This is a genomic window from Mycobacterium sp. Panama NTM2 (assembly GCF_054355555.1).
Window position 1 is genome coordinate 5,340,022 of record NZ_CM135953.1, and the last position, 19,985, is coordinate 5,360,006.

Consider the following 19,985-nt stretch of genomic DNA (forward strand, 5'->3'; position numbering starts at 1 on the left):
TGACGGACGCCGTGTGGGGTAGGAGCTCGTGATGACCGCTCCCAGCCGCAGCCCGACATGGAGTTGGCCGGCATCTTCGCCAGCCTGGCCGGCATCTTGCTGACCGAGGACACCGTCACCACAGCGCTGGCCACCATGACGTCTGTGGCCGCCGACACCATCGGTCACAGCACCGGAGCCGGTCTGTCTCTGCTGGATTCGGACGGCAGGCGTATCACATCCGCCGCCACCGACCCGCTCGCAGAGCTGCTCGATGATCTGCAGTATCAGCTCGACGAGGGGCCGTGCTTGACTGCGTGGCGCGAAGGCCGCTTCATCCGGTCGGAGCCGGATGCAGACGAACAACGATGGCCGTCGTGGACGCGCGCGGCACGTGCAGAGGGAATGCGGTCCTTCATGAGCGCTGCCCTGCTCGTGGATGAGCGTTCCCTGGGGGCCCTGAAGGTGTACTCCACAGCGGCGGACGCATACTCCGACAAAGACGCAGACCTGTTGCGTCGCTTCGCACGTCAGGCGGCGATCTTCGTCGGCAATGTCCTGACGGTGCAGGCCGCGGAACGGATGAGCGACACCCTCGAAGACACGTTGCGCAACCGCGACGTCATCTCGATGGCCCGAGGGATCATGATGGCGCGCAACCAGATCGGTCCCGACGAGGCGTTTCGACAGCTCGTCCTGGAGTCCCACGGCAGCCGCCGCATCCTGATTCAGGTCGCCGAGCGGGTCGTCGCCTCGGCGACAGAAGGGTGAGCAGACAGATGGTCAGTCAGGGCGACGTACAACAACGATTCCGGCAGGCGTTCGAATCCGCAGGCCTCACGACTGCCGAACTGTGGTTGCGCTACTTCGCGTACGGCGGGATCGCGAGCCGGTTCGAACTCGACGCCTATCTCAACGGTGCGTTGGCGCTGCCTCCGTTGCAGCACGACATCGTGGCGCAGGCGATCAACGAACGACTCGATGAGATCGCGCCGCCACGTGCCCCGTACAGCGTCGAATTCACCGAGGCCGACGGCACGCTCGCGGACGACGATCCACAGGAAGGATGAGCAGAGCCACTAAACCGCCGGACCGTGGCAGCCACCCTGCGCTAAGACAGACAGATGCCCGACACCGTACGCCCGCCCGCTGCACCGACTGCATTCCGCTACCCCGAGGTGGGCGTCCGCCGCGCCCGGCTGCGTCACGGCCTCCGGCGGCTGACAGGAGTGGACCCGTTTCCGTCCGACACGGTGGCGCGAGCCTTCATCGCGGGCCTCACCGAGGGTGACCCGGTGGCCGAGCGCTTCGTGGCCGAGACCTACCACGGGCACATGGGCGCCCGGCGCGCGCGCGATCTGGTGGAGGAGGCCCAGCTCCGCGGCATCGACAGTCTCCCCGAGGCGCCTGAGTCGATGCGGGCGCTGTTCGCGGAGTTCGAGGAGATGCCCGACTGGCTGGACCCCGAGCTGGTCGAGCAGGGCGCCGCGGTCTGGCGACGATGGGCGTATGCGCTGGGCGCCCTCGGCAACGCCGGCACCACCGACACCTACACCGAGGCCTGGCTCGCGGTGCCGCTGTCCCTCTCGGGCGGGTACGCCGGCCAGCGCGCGCTGCACCGCTACCTCGAGACGTCGCGCTGGTGGATCGAGGTGTGCCGTCCGGGTGCGCTGTTGACCCCCGGCTCACTCGGTCGGAGCATCTCGCTGCACGTGCGCATCATGCACGTCAGCGTCCGGCAGCGGGTGCGGGAACACCCGGAGTGGGACGCTGAGCGCTGGGGCCTGCCGATCAGCCAGTCCGCGATGTTGCTCACGCTGCTCGGCGGCAGCGTGGCACCGGCGCTGGGGCTGTTCGCCCTCGGCCACCTCACCTCTCCCGCCGAGATGCGTGCGGTGCTGCACTTCAACCGGTATTGCGGACATCTCGTCGGCGTGCGGTGCGACGGCTACTTTCCCGAGACCGTCGCCGACGCGTGGCGGATCCTGCTGATGGCCGACTCCGCCCGCAGCCACGACAGCGGCGACAGCGGACGCGAACTCGTCGAATCCTTCGTGCCCGCCTTCGCCCCGACGGCCTCGCACCGTGGTCTGCGCCGGCTGCGCGCCGAGTACCACTACCGGGTGCAGGCGGGTTATCTCGGCCTGTACATGCTGCCGTGGAATCGCCGCCGCTACCGGCTGCCGTCGGCGCTGCCCGGCATCGCGCTCCTGCTGGCCCGCGCACCGGTGATCACGGCGCTGGAGATCGGGCGCCGGGTCAGCCCGCCCCTGGACCGGTGGTGGCAGCAGACGAATCTGCACCGCTGGGAGCGGTGGCTCTCCTGGCAATCCGCCGGCAAGGCGGCTCAGTTCGAGGCCGCGGCCCCGCTACGACGATGACCCTCATGGACACCGGGGCCGCACGCCTACGATGAACAGATGGCCGAGCAGTTCGCGATCCCCGACGTTCCGTTCACCCATGACCCCTGGGTGGCCTCGGCCCAGCGGTACAGCGAGATGCCCTACCGGAGGGTGGGCACCTCGGGGCTGCTGCTGCCGGCGATCTCGCTGGGGCTCTGGTACAACTTCGGCGACAACCGGCCATTCGACACGCAGCGAGAAGTGTTGCGGCACGCCTTCGATCGCGGCATCACACATTTCGACCTGGCCAACAACTACGGCCCGCCGTACGGTTCGGCGGAGGAGAACTTCGGCCGCATGCTGCGCCGAGACTTCAAGCCGTACCGCAACGAGTTGCTGATCTCCACCAAGGCCGGCTGGGACATGTGGCCCGGCCCGTACGGTCAGCTCGGCGGCCGCACCTATATGTTGAACAGCCTCGACGAGTCCCTCGATCGCCTCGGGCTCGACTACGTCGACATCTTCTACTCCCATCGCATCGATGCGAACACTCCGCTGGAGGAGACGATCGGCGCGCTCGACACGGCGGTCCGCATGGGCAAGACCCGCTACGTCGGCATCTCGTCGTACTCGCAATCCAAGACGGCAGAGGCGGCGGCGATCGCGCGCCGGCTGGGCACGCCCCTGGTCATCCATCAGCCGTCGTACTCGCTTCTGAACCGCTGGATCGAGGACGGTCTGGCCGCCGAGCTGAACACGGCGGGCATGGGCGCGATCGCGTTCACCGCGCTGGCGCAGGGCCTGCTCACCGACCGCTATCTCACCCAGCCCGCCGACGGCGTGGAGCGTGCGACGGCGCGGCCGACCTTCGATGACGAGCAGGTCACCGACGACGTGCTGGAGCGGCTGCGGGGCCTGGCCGCCATCGCCGAACGTCGCGGTCAGTCGCTGGCCCAGCTGGCGCTGGCCTGGGTCCTGCGGGAGCCGACGGTGGCGTCGACGTTGATCGGCGCGTCGAGCGTGGCCCAGCTCGACGAGAACCTGGGCGCGTTGAAGAACCTGGACTTCACCGACGAGGAACTCGCCGAGATCGACCGATACGCCATCGAATCCGGCATCGACCTGTGGCGGGAGAGCTCCGACGTCTGACCGGGTCTCGCTCGAGACGCTGGGCGCGTGGGTGATCAAGGCCAACCCACGCCACACGCCGGTCGAGCCCATGGTCGCGGCCGGACACACTGCGCCGCAGTGGTGTGTGGCCGACAACTACCGAACGCGGTTGATGCAGCCCGGCCAGCGGGTGCTGCTGTGGGTGACGACGCGGCCGGACCGCGGCATCTGGGGCCTGGGACGGATCACGGGCGACGTGGTGATCGCCGACGGCCGACACCGGGTACCGGTGCACATCCCGCTGCTCTCCACGCCGCTGACGGCGGCACACCTGCGGACGGTTCCGGAGTTGGCCGAGCTCGAGGTGTTTCGCGTTCCGATGCAGGCGAATCCATCGTGGGCGAGCGCCGCTGAGATGAGGGTCATCGACGCACTGCTGCACGCATCAGGGCAGTGACACCTCGTCACCGCCGATCCCTGCCATTCCCGACACCGCACCGACTGCTCTGCCGAGCGGACCCGCCGCGACGCGCCCGACGGCGTGCACGGCGCGCACCCCGGCCTGCGAGCGTGGATTGGCCAGCCGCAGCGTGCCTTCGCGGACGGTGGGCGCTGTCGCCACGAACGGTTGCATGACTCGCTGGTAGCGGCGCAGCGCGCCGCCGGGATCGTCCCCGTCGGCGAGCTCGCGGGCCAACAGATGGCCGCCGATCAGCGCGAGGCTGGTGCCGGCACCGCCGAACGTCGCGTTGCAGAACGCGCTGTCGCCGAGCAGCCCGATGCGTCCCTTGCTCCAGACCGGCGGATGCACCTGGCCGACGGCGGAGAAGTACATCGGTGCTCCGGCGTCGAGGGCATCGAGGATGCGCGGCGCGGCGCCCCCGACGTCGGCGAACGTGCGACGCAGCAGCGTGATCTGGTCCCCGCTGCTGAGTTCCTCGAGGCCCCGCACGTCGGACATGAACGTCAGCAATGCCCGGGTGGTGCCGAGGTTGTCAGGTCGAAGGTGCACGCTGCGAGACCTGGTCGCGTGCTGCCAGTTCCACCATCGGTCGTCGGTGTGCTCCCGCGGCAGCGTGGCATAGGCGCAGTACATCCCCAGGGTGTGAACGGCGACGGGGGTGACGAACCGGCGCGACCGCGAGTACAGCCCCTCGGCGATGACGAGAACGTCCGCGTCCAACGTCGAGCCGTCGCTCAGAGCCGCGGTCACCCGGTCGCCGTGGTCGGTGACGTCGCAGAGCTGGGTGTCGAAACGGTAGTCGGTCTGCTGTTCGGTGTGTTCGACGAGGATGCGGGACAGTTCACCGCGCAGGATCTCCAGTTCGGCGGTGGGTCCGTCGGAGCGGCCCCCGCGGCCGACCGGGAACGAGGCCACGGCTCGCCCGTCGGCGGTGACGAAACGGGTTCCGATCTCGGTGGTGTTCGCCGCGCGCACGTCGGCGTCGATGCCCATGCGCCGGATGACCTCACGTGCGGCGCCGCGGATGTCGACGTTCTGTCCCTCGTCGCGACGCTGCGGGTAACGCTCGAGAACGGTGGTGCGCCAGCCGCGCGCGGTGAGTTGGTGGGCCAGGGCAGGACCGGCGATGCCGGCGCCGGAGATGATCGCATGTGAGGGCACGATCCATTGTGCCTGCGGTGACGCGACGACGGATTTCGTAGCACTTCCGCGTCAGATCAGCCTGAGCGTCAATTTTCAGGCGATGCGCAGACACAGACGCGCTGCTGAGAGGCGTCTGTCAAGAATGCGAACGAACCTTTCGCTCAAACGAAATCCGTACTATCTTGACTTTGGTTGAGCTTGCAGCCCGCGGAGTGTCCACGAGTTCGACCGATCCGAGGTGCCACCACCATGACCACCGTCGAGAAGCAGCGCCGCTTCTCCATACAGCACAGCTCGGACTACGAGCAACAGCGTTGCGGCGCAGCCGTTTTCGAGGCCCGGCACTGCTCGTCCACCAGGGTCGCCATCGCGGTCGTCGGTGAGATCGACGCTCTCAACGGCCGCGACTTCGGCCGCTACGTACAGCGCCACACACGGATCTCGAAGCAACTCGTGCTCGACTTGCGCGCCGTCGAATTCTTCGGCACCGCCGGTTTCACTGCGCTGTATTACATCAGCGTGCACTGCACGCGCATCGACGTGGACTGGATGATCGTGGGCGGCGACCCGGTGCGCCGGATGCTGTCGATCTGCGACCCGGACGGCGAGCTTCCGCTTGCCGCCGATCTGGCGTCGGCGCTTGCCCGTCTGGACCGCCTCGGGCACGGTCTCGCCCACGTCATCTGGACGGCGCAGTCGGGATGGCACCGGCCGCAGCGCCGATCAGCGCCGCCGCAGCGGATGCGCCGCTGACCCCCGCGCCACTAACTCCCGGATACCGACCACGTCGTCGTCTCGGCCAGCGGCCGCCGGGCGACGGGCGGCACATCCGGCGCATCGGGCGGTGGTGTGCCGATGCGGATCAGCATCTGTGGGTGCCGGGTGCCGTCGAACACCTCACACGCCACCGCGACCCGGTCCCGCGCCGAGCGCAGCGGCTCGGTCAACGGACAGGTCGCCAAACCCAGCGCCGTCGCCGACAGGAGAACGCGGCTGGCCACTTCCCCGGCGCGCAGCCGTGCCGCATCGGAGTCGTCCTCGGTGCCGAGCACGAGCAGCGCGCCGTCGGCAGGGGTTGCGGTCGGGCCGGCGTGGACCGCGTCGCCGAAGTGGAGATGCACCTGCCCGGAGTCGTCGCGGTGCCAGCGGGCGGTCGGCACCACCGCCAGATCCACACCGCGGCGCGCAGCACGCACCAGCAGCGTTTCGATCGTCGCGTCGGGAAGGGCAGCGGTGCCGTAGCCACGCCGGTCGGACCGGCGGCGGCGGATGACACCGGCGAGCTCGCGCGCGGCGGGCGCGGGAACCGATTCGATCATCTCGAAGGTCGCCAGGCGCACAGGATTCAGACCGGGATCGAGCACGGCGCCGCCGGGAAAGCGGTGGATGCGGGTGGCCCAGCCCGCAGCGCCCAGCGCGATCGCGCAGTGATCGAGCACGGCTCCGCAGGCGAGCAGGACGTCACGTCGGTCGAAGGGTGACCCGCCGAGCCGGCGACTCCAGTCGGCGTCCAAATGCAGGGCGTCGGGGTCGACGTGCCACTGCCACGGTTGCGTGTTCTGTGCCGATGGCGCCCAACCGGCCGCCTCCAGCACCCGCTTCAGCGTCGCGGTATCGGGTCCGCTCGCCACCGTGTGTCCTTCCGCCCGGGGTTCTGCGGAAGAAATCCTACGCGCGCGGGACGCTCACCAGCCGGCGTTGCGGGCCAGGTCGATGGCGTACTGGTTGACGAAGGTGCCTGCGCCCGGCTCGCCGCGGCCGCACGAACCGTCGGATTCGCCGGGCCGCTTGACCCACAGGAAGGCGTCCACCTGCGGGTTGCCGGTGTTGGCGGTGGGCGCCACGCCGAGGGCACGTCCTTCGGGGTTGCACCAGTACAGCGGGTCACCCTCGACCGGGCCGGCGCCGTTGCGCGAGGTGTCGATGACGAACGGCTTACCGCCGGTCATGCCGGAGATCGCCGAGCCGTAGCCGATCTCTTCCTCGGTGGTGAAGAAGTTGGCGGTGTTGAGGCTGAAGCCGCGAGCCTTGGCGACACCGACCTGGTTGAGCCGGTTCGCCATCTCCTCGGCGCTGACCCACCGGGAGTGGCCGGCGTCGACGTAGACGGCGGTGCCGGGGTTGCGCGTCAACGTGTCCACCGCATACGAGATCAGGTCGAACCGCTCTTGCCGTTGATCGCCCGAGAGGCAGTCGGCCATCGCGAGGGCGTCGGGCTCGAGGATCACGGTGGCAGGTCCGCCGCCGATCGCGCCCGCGACACCGTCGATCCAGTTGCGGTAGGCGCCCGCGGATCCGAAGCCGCCCGCGGCGAAGCTGCCGCAGTCGCGGTGCGGGATGCCGTAGAGGGCGAGGATCGGCATGGTGCCTGCAGCCTGTGCGGTCGCGATGTACTTCGCGTCGACCGCCGGAGTGGACAGCTGGTCCATCCAGTACGCGGTGGGCGTGTTGACCACTCGGTCCAGCGTCGGATTGCCGGCGCCGCGAGCCGCCCTGATGCCCTTGGAATCGGGGTTGACGTAGAAGGGCAATCCCGCCAGCGGGTTGGCGTCGGCCGCGAGGCGGATCGCCGGTGCAGGAGTGACCGGAGCCGAGACGAGTCCAGCGACGGTGAGCACGGCCAGGAGCGGAACGGTCCAGCGCGCGATGACGCGCGCAGCGCGGGAGATCACCCAGAGAAACCTAGTGCCGGTCGCCGACCGCGCGCCAATTTACACCTGGAATAGGTGACATGTCACCTACGTTGAAGCGCGTATCCACCAAGAGAAGGGAAGCATCATGGGACAGCTGGACGGCAAGACCGCACTCGTCACCGGCGGCACCTCAGGGATCGGACTGGCCACCGCGCAGCGCCTGGCCGCCGAGGGCGCTCATGTCGTGATCACCGGTCGTCGGCAGGATGCGCTGGACGCAGCCGTCGCGTCCATCGGCGACGCGGCGACGGGGGTCCGCAGCGACGTGTCGAAGCCGGAGGAACTGACGGCGGTCGTCGACGCCATCGCGGCCCGGGGCAAGGGCTTGGACGTGGTGTTCGCCAACGCCGGCGGCGGCGAGTTCGCCGCACTGCCCGACATCACCGTCGAGCACTTCACCTCAACGTTCACCACCAACGTGGGCGGCACCCTGTTCACCGTGCAGAAGGTGCTGCCTCTGCTCAACCGCGGCGCCTCGATCGTCCTCGCGGGCTCCACGGCGGCCTCCAACGGCACGCCGTCGTTCAGTGTGTACGCGGCCACCAAGGCGGCGATCCGCTCCTTCGGCCGCACCTGGGCTGCCGAATTGGCGCCCAGCGGCATCCGGGTCAACACCGTGGTGCCCGGCCCGATCGAGACACCGGGACTGGTCGGGCTGGCCCCGGGTGCCGAGCAGGAGCTGTTGGACTCCGAGGCGGCGAAGGTCCCGTTGGGCCGGGTCGGCCGGCCGGAGGAGATCGCCGCTGCGGTGCTGTTCCTGGCGTCGGATCAGAGCAGCTTCATGACGGGGGCAGAGGTGTTCGTCGACGGTGGCACAGAACAGGTGTGAGCGCAGGTGTGACTAGTCGGCCGGCGGCCCGAATCCCGGAGGCGGGAGCGTGCCCGCGCGCAGGAGTGAGTCGTGGACCGTGGTCAGGACGTCGGCCAGCGCCGTCTCCTGGCCACGGTCGGTGTCGGAGAACACCGTCTCGCTCACCCAGGCGGCATGCACCGGGGCGGCTTCCCGGAACCGGCGGGCGCCGTCGTCGGCGAGCGTGATGTCGGTGGCGCGGCGGTCGGCGGTCGAGGGCAGCCGGTCGATCAGCCCGCGCGTGGCCATGCGCTTCAGGTGGTGCGAGAGCCGGCTGCGCTCCCATCCGATGACGGTGGCCAAGCTGGACAGTTGGGCACTGCGCCCCGGCGCGTTGTAGAGCGCGTTGAGCACCGTGTAGTCCGCAAGTGACATCCCGCAGTCGCGCTGCAGGTGCCGGTTCATCTCGTACTCGAGCCGGTGGTACACCCGCATGTAGGCGACCCACGCCCGCTGCTGAGAGGCGGTGAGTCCGTCGCCCGCCACTAGAGGTAGGCGACGTGCACGCGGTCGATGTGTCCCTCGAAGGGGAACGGAGCCCGTTCGCGATAGTCCCGTGACACGGGCGAGCCCAGGCAGGTGCCGATGTCGAGGCAGTCGTTGGCGGTGAACAGCAACGGTGCGCTGATGGGAACCCGGCCCGCCGCGACGTCGTCTCCGTCGACCGTCACGGTGACGTCGAGCGGTCCGGCGGGTCGACGTTCCGCATAGCGCGTCGTCACGACGATCTGCGACCGGCCCGGGTTGATGCGCCCTTCCGAGCGGATCACGGTGCGGGACAGGATGAACAAGTTGTACTCGTAGCAGAGGTAGCCGTCGTCGAAGTAGCAGGTGAGCCCGCCGGCCGCGCCGCCGAGGGCATACAGCACCCCGTTGGCGTTCGCCGGGATCTCCGCGTCGATGACCACGGTGTTGTCCTTGTTGCCGAGTGCCGGAGCGCAGAACTCGGGCATGCGCACCATGTCACCGGAGAACTCCCACTCGCTGTACGGCGGGGTGATGCGCAATTCCGGGTGATACACCGGCACCCACAGTCCACCGCCGATCGGAAGCACCGCGTTGCGGGCGGCTTCGATCGCGAACATCTCGCGCATCTGAGCGAGCTTGTCGGGGTGTGCGGTGGCGAGATCGTGTGCCTGCGACCAGTCCTCGTCGAGGTGGTAGAGCTCCCACGCGTCATGGTCGGGTGTCCAGGTGGCGATGCCCTCCGGTTGACCGGGCACCCACGGCAAACGCGGGCCGCGGGCACACGCCAGCCATCCTTCGTGGTAGATGGCCCGGCTGCCCATGATCTCGAAGTACTGGGTGGGTTTGCCGCCGTCAGCCGACCGGTCGGTGAGCGTCCGGGCGAAGCTGACGCCCGCGAGAGGCATCTGGGGTTCGCCGTTCACCGACCGCGGAGGCTCGATGCCGATCAGCTCGTACAGCGTGGGCACGACGTCGTTGCAGTGCAGGAACACGTCGCGCGGCGTGGGGTCGGCCGCGACCATTGCGGGCCATCGCACCACCATCGGGTTGCGGGTGCCACCGAGATGGGACGCCAGCAGTTTCATGCCCTTGTACGGCGTCGAGCCCGCCCACGCCCATCCCGCGTGATACTGGTTGTCCACCACAGGCGAGCCGAGCACGTCGAGGCCGCCCAACTCCTCGAGCGCATCGATGTGCTGCCGAACCGTCGTCGGAATCCCGTTCTGCGCCAACAGCTCTGCAATGGTGCCGTTCTGTCCCTCACCAGAGGAGCCGTTGTCACCCCAGATGTAGACGAACACCGTGTTGTCGGCGTACCCGAGCCGGTCCAGCTCGTCGGCGAGGCGACCGACCTGGACGTCGACGTGTTCGGCGTAGCCGGCCGCGACCTCCATCAGCCGCCGCTGGAACGGTTTCTCGTCCTCGGGGATGTCGTCCCACGCGGGCAGCGTCTCGTCGCGTTCGGTCAGTTGGCAGTCGCCCGGCAGCCAGCCCTTCTCCTTGGCTCGCTCGAACACCCGAGCCCGGTAGGCGTCCCATCCGTCGTCGAAGGCCCCGGCGTACTTGTCTGCCCAGTCCTTCATGATGTGGTGCGGCCCGTGCAGACAGCCGCTGGCCCAGTACATGAAGAACGGTTTGTCGGCGTTGAACGCGCGGTGGCGGCGCAGCCAACCGATCGCGTCATCGGCCAGGTCCTCAGACAGGTGATAGCCCTCCTCCGGGGTCCGAGGCGGGCTCACCACCGTGGTGTTGCGGACCAGGTGGGGCTCGTACTGGGAAGCCTCGCCGGCCAGGAAGCCGTAGAAGTACTCGAATCCCAGCCCTGTGGGCCAGTTCTCGAACGGACCTGCTGCGGTCGTCTCCTCCGCCGGGGTGTTGTGCCACTTACCGAAGGCCGATGTGGCGTATCCGTACTGCTTGAGCACCTCGGCCACCGTCGCGCTCGAGCGGGGGATCTTGCCGGCATAACCGTCCCAGTCATTGGCCAGCTCGGCGATCTGACCGTTGCCGATCTCGTGGTGATTGCGCCCGGTGAGCAGCGAGGCCCGCGTCGGCGAGCACATTGCCGTGGTGTGGAACCTGTTGTATGACACACCTTCTGATGTCATTCGGTCCAGCGTCTCGGTTCTGATCTCGCCGCCGAAGGTCGAGGGGAGCCCGGGGCCCGCGTCGTCGATCAGCACGATCACGATGTTGGGGGTGTCCGGGTGCAGCCGCTGCGGCGTGGGACGCGGCGCATACGTCGACTCGCCCAAGGTGCGGCCGGCGACGCTGCCCGAGGGCACCGGCGGGAAGGGCAGGGTCGCCCCTCCTGGCAGTGGTGGAGCAACGATGGACACGGATGGGCTGTCGGTCACCTGATCTCCTTCGCCGAGCGGTGCGCACACAGTCTGCGACAAAGGTGCCCGCTGCGTCACGCGTAAGATCACGCAGTCATGACTGCCGCAGCCGAAACGTCGCCGTTGGAAGCCCGGGTGGGCCACTACTACCAGATGGACGGCACGTACCTCGTCGGCCGCGAGAAGTTGCGCGAGTATGCCCGCGCCGTGCAGGACTACCACCCGGCACATTGGGACGTCGACGCCGCCGCTGCCCTCGGCTACGCCGACCTGATCGCGCCGCTGACATTCACCTCGGCGCCGGGGATGCAGTGCAACCGCCGGATGTTCGAAGAGGTGGTCGTCGGCTACGACACCTACATGCAGACCGAGGAGGTCTTCGAGCAGCACCGCCCGATCGTGGCGGGCGACGAGCTGAAGATCGACGTTGAACTGACCTCGGTACGCCGCATCGCCGGGCGTGACCTGATCACCGTCACCAACACGTTCACCGACGCCGCAGGCGAGCGGGTGCACACACTGCACACCACGGTGGTCGGGGTGACGGCCGAGGACATCGGCGCCGACGTCAAGACCGCGGTGCAGAACGCGATGATGCACGACATGAACATCCTCGACATCGGAGGATCGCAAGAAGGCTACGAGAAGACGGTGCGGCCCGACGGTGACGTCCGGGTGTCCGACGGTGGCTCGACGCGGACGCCGGGCTCGCGGGCGTTCGACGACGTGGCCGCCGGCGAGGAGATCCCCGTGCTCCACACCCGGCTCTCGCGGGGCGACCTGGTCAACTACGCCGGCGTGGCCGGCGACGCCAACCCCATTCATTGGGACGAGGACATCGCCAAGCTGGCCGGGCTGCCCGATGTGATCGCGCACGGCATGCTGACGATGGGCTTGGGCGCCGGATTCGCCTCGTCGTGGACCGGTGATCCCGGCGCGGCGCTGCGATTCGCCGTGCGGTTGTCGGCGCCGGCGATCGTGTCGGCCAAGGAGGGCGCCGACGTCGAGTTCAGCGGCAAGGTGAAGTCTCTGGACCCCGAGACGCGGTCGGGGGTCCTGATCGTGGGCGCGAAGTCGGCCGGCAAGAAGATCTTCGGCCTCGCCACCCTCGCGGTCCGGTTTTCCTGACCACCGCAAGACCTCCGGGCTCTCGGGAATGCTTCGACAGTGAAGTGAGTTGCAGCCTCCAGATGCTTCGAATTCGAAGCACATGAGCTGGAGGAGGACACCATGAAGGCAATCCGGTACCACGAGTACGGCAGCAGTGACGTGCTGCGTTACGAGGACGCGCCGCGCCCGACACCCGGGCCGCAGCAGGTGCTGGTCGAGGTCGCAGCCACCTCGTTCAACCCGGTGGACGCGGGCATCCGGGGCGGTTACCTCGCCGAGGTCTACCAGGTCGCGTTCCCCCACATCCCGGGTGTGGACGTGGCCGGCACGGTCGCTGAGCTGGGCGACGGCGTGACCGGGTGGACCGTCGGCGACGCCGTGGTGGCATTCCTGCCACTCGATGCGGACGGCGCGGCCGCCGAGTACGCCGTGGTGCCCGCGCAGGCGTTGGCCGCGGCTCCCACCTCGGTGCCCCTGGCCGACGCCGCCGCGCTGCCCGAGCCTGCGCTGACCGCCTGGCAGGCCCTGTTCGAGATCGCCGGGCTCACATCGGGACAGCGAGTGCTGATCAACGGGGCGTCGGGAGCCGTCGGGGGGTACGCCGTGCAATTGGCGAAGCAGGCCGGCGCACACGTCACGGCGACGACCAGGGACCGTGACGCGCAGCGGCTGCTGGGCCTCGGGGCCGACCAGCTGGTCGCCCACATCGACTACACCCACTCGCCTATCCAGGTCGAAGGCGCCCCGTTCGACGTCGTCCTGAACCTCGTCTCCACCACCGACGAACAGACGCGGGAACTGATCAGCCTGATCGCCGACGGCGGATTCCACGTGGGCACCATGGTGTTCGGACCCGAGGAGCCGCCAAGGGGCGTCCGCACCCAGCGGGTGTTCGTCCGCAGCGATGCCGCCCAACTGGCCGCGCTGGTCACGAGCGTCGACGAGGGGCAGCTGCGCATCGAGGTCGCCGATCGCCGCCCCCTCGCAGAGGCCGCCGCCGTGCACGACGACTCCGACAGCGGCCGCCTGCACGGCAAGACGCTGCTCGTCCCCGCGGGGAACTGACGCCGGTCAGTCGGCGCGGTGGCGGCGGCGGGCCGCGGAGCGCGGCGGGCGAGCACGCATGTGGTCGCGCGCCGCGCTCATCATGTCCGCGAGTACACGCACGTCGCGGGCGGACAGCGCGTCGAAGAGCAACTCCCGCACGACCTCGATGTGCCCCGGCAGCACCGCCGCCACCCGGTCGCGGCCCGCTTCGGTGATCTCGACGACGGTGGCGCGCTGGTCGTCGGGCGACGGGGTGCGCCTGATCAAGCCCTGCCGTTCCAGAAGGCCGGCCTGGTGGGTCAGTCCGGAACGGCTGTAGACCACGCCGTCGGCGAGCTCGGTCATCGTGAGCGGTCGATCGTTGTCCGAGAGCTTCGCGAGGATCTCGAACTGCACGTAGCTCAGGCCGCCGTCGTCGAGGAGCTGTTGGCGGACGGCGTACTGCAGAAGGCTGACCGACTCCATCAACGCGAAGTACGCCCGCAGTTGCTCGGGGTTCAACGAGTCGGCCACCGCACCACCCTAGTGCTTCGATGTCGAAGTGTCTTACGCCCGGGCGCGACGCCTCCGCGCGATGACGAATCGGACGGTCCAGAGGGCGACGGCGCCGAGCACCAGGTACTGCAGGACGGCGGTGTACGGATCGATGGCGTGCCAATTGGCCCCGAGCACGTAGCCCGCGCCGATCAGGGCGCTGTTCCACACCAGGCTGCCGAGCAGCGTCAGCACCGTGAACAGCGCGAAGTTCATGCGCTCGGCGCCTGCCGGGATCGAGATGAAGCTGCGGAACAGCGGGATCACGCGGCCGATCAGCACCGCCTTGGCGCCGTGCTTGCCGAACCATGCCGTCGTTCTGTCGACATCCTCGGCGTCGACGAGGGGGATCCGCAGGATCAACGCGCGCATCCGGTTGTGCCCGAGCCACGCCCCGAGGGCGTACAGCAGCCAGGCGCCGACGATGGAGCCCGCGGTGGCACCGGCGATCGCCTCGGCCAGCGACAGGTCGCCGAGGCGTGCGGCGAAGCCCGCCATCGGCAGGATCACCTCGCTCGGCACCGGCGGGAAGAGGTTCTCGGCCGCGATCGCGATGCCGGCACCGAGGCCGCCCCACCGCTCCATCAACTCGACCGTCCAGCCGGCAATACCATCCACAGCGGTCGCGGACTGTGTCGTCAACGGGAAGCCTTTCCTGAGGGGATCACCCGCGAGGGTACCGAGGGGCGCCCGTGGCCAGCCTTCCTGTGTCCTTGCTGTGAGCATGCGTCGACAACAGTTAGCCCGGGTAACCTTCCTTGTCGAGCGTGAGGAGTTCCATCGTGGGTCTCGGTCTGTGGGGCGATCTGACGGCGCTTGCCGCTGTCGCCGAAATCGTTTTCGCCACTGGCGTTTTCGTCTACATCGGACGCCTCGAGCGGCGGACGTCGCACCCGCTGGGTGACACCGTCGGCGCGCACAAGGAGGTGCTGGCGAAGCTACGGAAGCGGCAACCGCTGACACGTGATGAAGCCCACTATGCGGCCGAGTTGATCGACGACGCCCGCTCCCCACTCGCCTACGCCATTCCCGCCGCGCTGTTCACCCTCGGGTTCTTCTACGTCGTGGGGTGCATGTTCGTCCTGCACCTCGACGGGGGGCACCCGTCGTTCCGGACGTTCATCGGCGGAATCCCGATGCTGACATCGCTGAACATGGCCAATCAACTCCGCCGCGTCGCCGCGCTGAAGGCCAAGCTGCGTGACGTCGAGGTGCTCGACACCGAGCCGATGGAGCAGCGCACACCCGCGCACGTCTGAGCCCGGCTACTTCGCGTGCCGGACCGCCGGATCGTCGTCCTCCCACAGCAGCAACTGCCGCACCGCCGCGCGTGACCCGTAGGGCTGCAGCATCTGACTCGCCGGCCTCGGCCGCACCCGCAGGGGCCACCAGAACCAGCGGCCCAGCAGGGCGGCCACCGCCGGCGTCATGAACGACCGCACGATGAGGGTGTCGAACAGCAGACCGAGCGCGATCGTCGTACCGATCTGACCCAGAATGCGCAGATCGGCGAACAGGAACGACGCCATCGTGGCCGCGAACACCAGCCCGGCCGCCGTCACGACCGACCCGGAGCCCGCCATGGCCCGGATGATCCCCGTGTTCAGACCGGCCCCGATCTCCTCTTTGAAGCGGGAGATCAGCAGCAGGTTGTAGTCCGAGCCGACAGCCAGCAACAGAATGATGGCCAGCGCCAACACGATCCAGTACAGCTGGATGCCCAGCAGGTCCTGCCAGATCAAGACCGACAGCCCGAACGACGCGCCGAGCGAGAGCGCCACGGTGCCGACGATGACGAACGCCGCGACGATGCTGCGCGTGATGAACATCATCACCAGAAGGATCAGGCACAGCGCCGCGATGCCCGCGATCATCAGGTCGTACTTCGCGCCGTCGGCGATGTCCTTGTAGGTGGCCGCGGTACCGGCGATGAAAATGCGCGAACCCGCCAACGGCGTGCCTTTGACGGCCTCGACCGCCGCATGCCGGATCGCATCGATGTGCGAGATGCCCTCGGTGGTCGCGGGATCGCCCTCGTGGGTGATGATCATCCGCGCGGCCTTGCCATCGGGTGAGAGGAAGAGCTTGAGCCCGCGCTGGAATTCGGGGTTGGTGAATGCTTCCGGGGGCAGATAGAACGAGTCGTCGGTCTTCGACGCGTCATACGCCGCGCCGAGCTGCGTCGAGTTCTCCAGCGCCCGCGAGTTCTGCTCGTTCAGCCCGGATTGGGTCGCGTAGTTGGTCATGGTCAGATCGCGGTTGGTCTGCTGATCGCTGATCTGTGGCGGAATGAGAGCCAGCAGCTTCGGTTGCAGCGCATCGAGTTTCGCGATGCTGCCTGCGACGTTGGCGAGCTGGTCGGTCAGGTCGTTGATGCCGTCGAGGGCGTCGAACAGCGACCGCAGCGCCCAACAGATCGGGATGTCGTAGCAGTGCGGCTCGAAGTAGAAGTAGTTGCGGATCGGCCGGAAGAAATCGTCGAAGTTGGCGATCTTGTCGCGCAAGTCCTGGGCCGTCGCGACGGTCTGGGCGAACGCCCTGGTCTGCTCGTCGGTCACTGCTGCCGACTGTTGTTGCAGCTCATACTGTTTGCGCAACGTGTTGATCGAATCGTTGATGACACCGACCTGCTTGAGCAGGTCGGCGGTGCGGGCCTTCTGGAAGGGCAGCGAGTTGATCTGGGCCGCACTGCTGGCGCTGAGCTGGAACGGGATCGACGTGTGGTCCAGCGGAGTGCCCAGCGGACGCGTGATCGACTGCACCTGCGCGATGCCGTCGGTGTGGAAGACGGCCTTGGCGACCCGCTCGAGCAGGATCATGTCGGTCGGATTGCGCAGGTCGTGGTCCGCCTCGACCATCAGCAGTTCGGGCTCCAACCGAGCCTGGGAGAAGTGCCGCTCCGCGGCCGCGTAGCCGACGTTGGCCGGCGAGTCGGCGGGCATGTACGTGCGGTTGTCGTAGTTGGTCTTGTAGTTCGGCAGCGCCAGCAGACCGATCAGCGCGATCGCGACGGTGGCCACCAGGATGGGGCCCGGCCAGCGGACGATGGCCGTGCCGATTCGTCGCCACCCGCGGGTGCTCATCGGCCTCGCCGGCTCGAAGAGTCCGAAGTGCCGACCGATCGCCAGCAGCGCCGGCGCCAACGTCAGCGCGGCCACCACGGCGACGAGCACGCCGATGCCGGCAGGCACCCCGAGACTCTGGAAGTACGGCAGCCGGGTGAACGTCAGGCACAGCACCGCGCCGGCGATGGTCAACCCGGACCCCAGGATGATGTGCGAGGTGCCGTGATACATCGTCGTGAACGCCGCGATCCGGTCCTGGCCGGCGTAGCGCGCTTCGTGGAAGCGGCCGAGGATGAAGATCGCGTAGTCGGTTCCGGCCGCGATGACCAGCAGGGTCAACAGGTTCGTCGAGTAGGTGGAGAGCTCGATGATGCCGGCGTTGGCCAGGACCGCGACCACACCGCGGGATGCGGTCAATTCGATCATCACGGTGAAGATCACGAAGAACACCGTGGTCAGTCGCCGGAAGTAGACCATCAGCATGACCGCGATGACGCCGATGGTGATCAGCGTGGTCTTCAGCGTGCCCTGCCGCCCGACCTCGAACTGGTCGGTGATCAGCGGCGCCGGGCCCGTCACGTAGGCCTTCACCCCGGGCGGGGCCGGGGTGTGGTCGACGATGTCGCGCACCGAGTCGACGGACTCGTTGGCCAGCGACTCGCCCTGGTTTCCGGCCAGGAACACCTGCACGAGTGCGGCCTTGCCGTCGGAGCTCTGCGAGCCCGCCGCGGTCAGCGGGTCACCCCAGAAGTTCTGGATGTGCTGGACGTGGGTGGTGTCCTGTTCGAGTTTGGCGACGAGCCCGTCGTAGTAGCGATGCGCCTCGGCCCCGAGGGGTTGGTCGCCCTCCAGGACGATCATCGCGGAGCTGTCGGAGTCGTACTCCCCGAAGTCCTTGCCGATGCGCTTGCTGGCCTGCAGCGACGGTGCATCCTGGGGGCTCAGCGAGACGTTGTGGGACTCGGCGACCGTCTCCAGCTGCGGTACGAACACGTTGGTGAGAACGGCCGTCGCGAGCCAGAACAGCGCGATCAGCACCGAGAAACGCCGGATCAGATCGGGGACCGATCGCCAGGACATCGGCGCGCTCATCCGGACTTGTCCAGGCAGAAGGTGTAGGCGTTCAGCGTGTTCACCTGCTTCTCGTCTTTGACCTGGCCGTCGATCGTGATTCGGCAACCGATGGAGTTGCCGTCGCCCTGAGCGGCGACGTTGACGAAGACGGCGGGGTCGGTGGTGACGGCGTCGTAGGACCAGGGCAGCGCGACGCCGAGCGCTTTCTGCGGCTGGGCGTGGACGTCGAGGTAGGTGACGGTGGCCGTGGTGCCGGGCGGACCGAAGACGTCGAGGACGACGTGCTTGGGGTTGAACGGCACGATCTGGCTGTCCGATCCGCTGGGGGTGGCGGTGACGTCGCCCGAGGCGAAGATCCCGTGCAACCGGTAGACCGCGAATCCGGCCACGGCGATCACCACGACCGCAACGAGCAGCGGCCACCGTCGCCCGAGCCGCCGGGCGAACGAATCCCGCTGCATGCGTTGGCCTTTCAGGAGCGGCGACAAGGCGCGGACCGTCCGGAGATCGCTAGGATCACTAATCAACTTCGTTGACGGTACGACACGGGACCGTACCGCACAACATCGGAGTCACGACAGCGTGCGGCAATCGCCGGATGCGCACTGCCAGCGCGCTTTCAGGAAGTTGACAGGTTTCTCACCGCCGTACCGGGTAGCCCTCGCCCACCGCCCCCGTTCGAGAGGAAACACCTGTGTCAGGTTGGCCGTTGTGGGCCCTGCTGCTGGCGTTCGGTGCTGCCGCCGCGGCGATCTGGGTCGCCGGTATCTCGCTGTCCAACCAGACCGATGTGCTGTCCACCCGGCTCCATCTCGGGTCGGCGCTGGGTGGGTTGATCCTGCTCGCGGTCGCCACCAACCTGCCGGAGATCGCGATCGTCGCCAGCGCTTCGCTGTCGGGAAATCTGGGCGTCGCGGTCGGCAACATCCTCGGCGGTATCGCCATCCAGACCGTGGTCCTGGTGGCACTCGACGCCTTCGGGGTGCGCGGACCGCGGCCCCTGACCTACCGCGCCGCCTCCCTGGTGCTGGTGCTCGAGGCGACCCTCGTGGTGGCGGTCCTGGCGCTGGTGATCGCCGGTACGCAGCTCCCGCCGACGTTGATCGCCTGGCGCGTGACCCCCGCCGCCGTGCTGATCCTGGCGGTCTGGGTGGGTGGGTTGCTGTTGCTGCGCCGCGCCGGACGATCCCTGCCGTGGCACGAATCCGGCGAACCGCCCGACGGTCAGGACAAACCCCGCGGTCACAGCGCGGCGCGCAACGAGCGCGAGGCGACCGCACAGGGCGTCAGCACGACGCGATCGGCGCTGATCTTCGGCCTGGCCGCCGTGGTCACGCTCGTCGCCGGGGTCGTCCTCGAACGCAGTGGTGATGCGATCGCCGACGGCGTCGGCCTGTCCGGGGTTCTCTTCGGCGCCACGGTGCTGGCCGCGGCGACGTCGTTGCCCGAGCTGTCGACCGGCCTGGCGTCGGTGCGCAACGGGGACTATCAGCTCGCCGTGTCCGACATCTTCGGGGGCAACGCCTTCCTTCCCGTGCTGTTCCTGATGGCGACGTTGCTGTCCGGGGATGCCGTGCTGCCCCAGGCAGAGCGCACCGACATCTACCTCACCGCGCTGGCCATCGTGATGACGTTGGGCTATGCCGCAGGCCTGCTGTTCCGCCCCCAGCGGCGCGTCGCCCGGATGGGCATCGATTCGCTGGCGGTGCTCGTCATCTACGTCGTCGGCGTCGCCGGATTGTTCGCGATCGCGCAGACCGGCTGACCG

The 19,985-nt window shown here is 68.4% G+C and carries 20 protein-coding genes; 11 read left to right on the forward strand and 9 right to left on the reverse strand.

Annotation, left to right across the window (positions count from 1 at the left end; all coding sequences use genetic code 11):
- Positions 1-57: 57 nt before the first annotated feature.
- The 5 genes from ACXYX3_RS25660 to ACXYX3_RS25680 are packed head-to-tail and all read left to right on the forward strand — an operon-like array spanning position 58 to position 3,888.
- A complete protein-coding gene (locus ACXYX3_RS25660) occupies positions 58-750 on the forward strand; it encodes a GAF domain-containing protein (protein ID WP_458609527.1) in 693 nt (230 codons plus the stop codon).
- A gap of 8 nt (positions 751-758) precedes the next feature.
- Positions 759-1,049 carry a hypothetical protein gene (locus ACXYX3_RS25665; protein ID WP_458609528.1) on the forward strand — a complete coding sequence of 97 codons (291 nt, stop codon included), beginning with the start codon at positions 759-761 and terminating at the stop codon, positions 1,047-1,049.
- A gap of 54 nt (positions 1,050-1,103) precedes the next feature.
- Positions 1,104-2,360, forward strand: coding sequence for an oxygenase MpaB family protein (locus ACXYX3_RS25670; RefSeq protein WP_458609529.1), 1,257 nt, complete (start codon positions 1,104-1,106; stop codon positions 2,358-2,360).
- A 39-nt stretch (positions 2,361-2,399) separates the two neighbouring features.
- A complete protein-coding gene (locus ACXYX3_RS25675; RefSeq protein ID WP_458609530.1) occupies positions 2,400-3,470 on the forward strand; it encodes an aldo/keto reductase in 1,071 nt (356 codons plus the stop codon).
- A gap of 31 nt (positions 3,471-3,501) precedes the next feature.
- Positions 3,502-3,888, forward strand: coding sequence for a hypothetical protein (locus ACXYX3_RS25680; protein WP_458609531.1), 387 nt, complete (start codon positions 3,502-3,504; stop codon positions 3,886-3,888).
- On the opposite strand, the gene ACXYX3_RS25685 is transcribed toward ACXYX3_RS25680, so the two are convergent.
- Positions 3,877-5,055, reverse strand: coding sequence for an FAD-dependent monooxygenase (locus ACXYX3_RS25685; RefSeq protein WP_458609532.1), 1,179 nt, complete (start codon positions 5,053-5,055; stop codon positions 3,877-3,879). The genes ACXYX3_RS25680 and ACXYX3_RS25685 overlap by 12 nt on opposite strands.
- A 231-nt stretch (positions 5,056-5,286) precedes the next feature.
- Here ACXYX3_RS25685 and ACXYX3_RS25690 point away from each other — a divergent pair, with 231 nt between their 5' ends.
- Positions 5,287-5,790: an STAS domain-containing protein gene (locus ACXYX3_RS25690; protein WP_458609533.1), complete on the forward strand. Its 504-nt coding sequence runs from the start codon at positions 5,287-5,289 to the stop codon at positions 5,788-5,790.
- Positions 5,791-5,801: 11 nt separating this feature from the next.
- Here ACXYX3_RS25690 and ACXYX3_RS25695 read toward each other — a convergent pair whose 3' ends face one another.
- Both ACXYX3_RS25695 and ACXYX3_RS25700 read right to left on the reverse strand, forming a co-directional pair.
- A complete protein-coding gene (locus ACXYX3_RS25695; protein WP_458609534.1) occupies positions 5,802-6,668 on the reverse strand; it encodes a nitroreductase family protein in 867 nt (288 codons plus the stop codon).
- A 54-nt stretch (positions 6,669-6,722) separates the two neighbouring features.
- Positions 6,723-7,706: a glycoside hydrolase family 6 protein gene (locus tag ACXYX3_RS25700; protein ID WP_374238352.1), complete on the reverse strand. Its 984-nt coding sequence runs from the start codon at positions 7,704-7,706 to the stop codon at positions 6,723-6,725.
- 109 nt (positions 7,707-7,815) lie between these two features.
- Here ACXYX3_RS25700 and ACXYX3_RS25705 point away from each other — a divergent pair, with 109 nt between their 5' ends.
- Complete coding sequence (locus ACXYX3_RS25705; protein ID WP_458609535.1) at positions 7,816-8,559, forward strand: SDR family oxidoreductase; 744 nt, start codon at positions 7,816-7,818, stop codon at positions 8,557-8,559.
- Between the two features lie 12 nt (positions 8,560-8,571).
- Here ACXYX3_RS25705 and ACXYX3_RS25710 read toward each other — a convergent pair whose 3' ends face one another.
- Positions 8,572-9,066 carry a MarR family winged helix-turn-helix transcriptional regulator gene (locus ACXYX3_RS25710; RefSeq protein WP_241204478.1) on the reverse strand — a complete coding sequence of 165 codons (495 nt, stop codon included), beginning with the start codon at positions 9,064-9,066 and terminating at the stop codon, positions 8,572-8,574.
- The gene (locus ACXYX3_RS25715) at positions 9,066-11,405 is read right to left on the reverse strand and encodes an arylsulfatase (protein WP_458609536.1); all 2,340 of its coding nucleotides are present in this window, start codon (positions 11,403-11,405) and stop codon (positions 9,066-9,068) included. The genes ACXYX3_RS25710 and ACXYX3_RS25715 overlap by 1 nt, the downstream gene beginning before the upstream one ends.
- 78 nt (positions 11,406-11,483) lie before the next feature.
- On the opposite strand from ACXYX3_RS25715, the gene ACXYX3_RS25720 reads away from it, so the two are divergent.
- Both ACXYX3_RS25720 and ACXYX3_RS25725 read left to right on the forward strand, forming a co-directional pair.
- The gene (locus tag ACXYX3_RS25720; protein ID WP_458609537.1) at positions 11,484-12,515 is read left to right on the forward strand and encodes a fused (3R)-hydroxyacyl-ACP dehydratase subunits HadA/HadB; all 1,032 of its coding nucleotides are present in this window, start codon (positions 11,484-11,486) and stop codon (positions 12,513-12,515) included.
- Between the two features lie 102 nt (positions 12,516-12,617).
- Positions 12,618-13,562, forward strand: coding sequence for an NADP-dependent oxidoreductase (locus tag ACXYX3_RS25725; protein ID WP_458609538.1), 945 nt, complete (start codon positions 12,618-12,620; stop codon positions 13,560-13,562).
- Between the two features lie 6 nt (positions 13,563-13,568).
- On the opposite strand, the gene ACXYX3_RS25730 is transcribed toward ACXYX3_RS25725, so the two are convergent.
- Both ACXYX3_RS25730 and ACXYX3_RS25735 read right to left on the reverse strand, forming a co-directional pair.
- Positions 13,569-14,057, reverse strand: a complete 489-nt coding sequence (locus tag ACXYX3_RS25730; RefSeq protein ID WP_458609539.1) for a MarR family winged helix-turn-helix transcriptional regulator — start codon at positions 14,055-14,057, stop codon at positions 13,569-13,571.
- A 33-nt stretch (positions 14,058-14,090) separates the two neighbouring features.
- Positions 14,091-14,720, reverse strand: a complete 630-nt coding sequence (locus ACXYX3_RS25735; protein ID WP_458609540.1) for a DedA family protein — start codon at positions 14,718-14,720, stop codon at positions 14,091-14,093.
- Between the two features lie 140 nt (positions 14,721-14,860).
- On the opposite strand from ACXYX3_RS25735, the gene ACXYX3_RS25740 reads away from it, so the two are divergent.
- Positions 14,861-15,337 carry a hypothetical protein gene (locus ACXYX3_RS25740; RefSeq protein ID WP_458609541.1) on the forward strand — a complete coding sequence of 159 codons (477 nt, stop codon included), beginning with the start codon at positions 14,861-14,863 and terminating at the stop codon, positions 15,335-15,337.
- A gap of 6 nt (positions 15,338-15,343) precedes the next feature.
- On the opposite strand, the gene ACXYX3_RS25745 is transcribed toward ACXYX3_RS25740, so the two are convergent.
- Both ACXYX3_RS25745 and ACXYX3_RS25750 read right to left on the reverse strand, forming a co-directional pair.
- Positions 15,344-18,235 carry an MMPL/RND family transporter gene (locus ACXYX3_RS25745; RefSeq protein WP_458609542.1) on the reverse strand — a complete coding sequence of 964 codons (2,892 nt, stop codon included), beginning with the start codon at positions 18,233-18,235 and terminating at the stop codon, positions 15,344-15,346.
- Complete coding sequence (locus tag ACXYX3_RS25750; RefSeq protein WP_241204470.1) at positions 18,232-18,678, reverse strand: MmpS family transport accessory protein; 447 nt, start codon at positions 18,676-18,678, stop codon at positions 18,232-18,234. Before ACXYX3_RS25750 ends, ACXYX3_RS25745 begins: the two co-directional genes overlap by 4 nt.
- A gap of 233 nt (positions 18,679-18,911) precedes the next feature.
- Here ACXYX3_RS25750 and ACXYX3_RS25755 point away from each other — a divergent pair, with 233 nt between their 5' ends.
- Positions 18,912-19,982, forward strand: a complete 1,071-nt coding sequence (locus ACXYX3_RS25755) for a sodium:calcium antiporter (protein WP_458609543.1) — start codon at positions 18,912-18,914, stop codon at positions 19,980-19,982.
- Positions 19,983-19,985 lie beyond the last annotated feature (3 nt).

Bases quoted from the DNA above. Each gene is read 5' to 3' on its own strand.
- ACXYX3_RS25660 (WP_458609527.1), top strand. From the start codon at position 58: ATGGAGTTGGCCGGCATCTTCGCCAGCCTGGCCGGCATCTTGCTGACC.
- ACXYX3_RS25665 (WP_458609528.1), top strand. From the start codon at position 759: ATGGTCAGTCAGGGCGACGTACAACAACGATTCCGGCAGGCGTTCGAA.
- ACXYX3_RS25670 (WP_458609529.1), top strand. From the start codon at position 1,104: ATGCCCGACACCGTACGCCCGCCCGCTGCACCGACTGCATTCCGCTAC.
- ACXYX3_RS25675 (WP_458609530.1), top strand. From the start codon at position 2,400: ATGGCCGAGCAGTTCGCGATCCCCGACGTTCCGTTCACCCATGACCCC.
- ACXYX3_RS25690 (WP_458609533.1), top strand. From the start codon at position 5,287: ATGACCACCGTCGAGAAGCAGCGCCGCTTCTCCATACAGCACAGCTCG.
- ACXYX3_RS25705 (WP_458609535.1), top strand. From the start codon at position 7,816: ATGGGACAGCTGGACGGCAAGACCGCACTCGTCACCGGCGGCACCTCA.
- ACXYX3_RS25720 (WP_458609537.1), top strand. From the start codon at position 11,484: ATGACTGCCGCAGCCGAAACGTCGCCGTTGGAAGCCCGGGTGGGCCAC.
- ACXYX3_RS25725 (WP_458609538.1), top strand. From the start codon at position 12,618: ATGAAGGCAATCCGGTACCACGAGTACGGCAGCAGTGACGTGCTGCGT.
- ACXYX3_RS25745 (WP_458609542.1), bottom strand. From the start codon at position 18,235: ATGAGCGCGCCGATGTCCTGGCGATCGGTCCCCGATCTGATCCGGCGT.
- ACXYX3_RS25750 (WP_241204470.1), bottom strand. From the start codon at position 18,678: ATGCAGCGGGATTCGTTCGCCCGGCGGCTCGGGCGACGGTGGCCGCTG.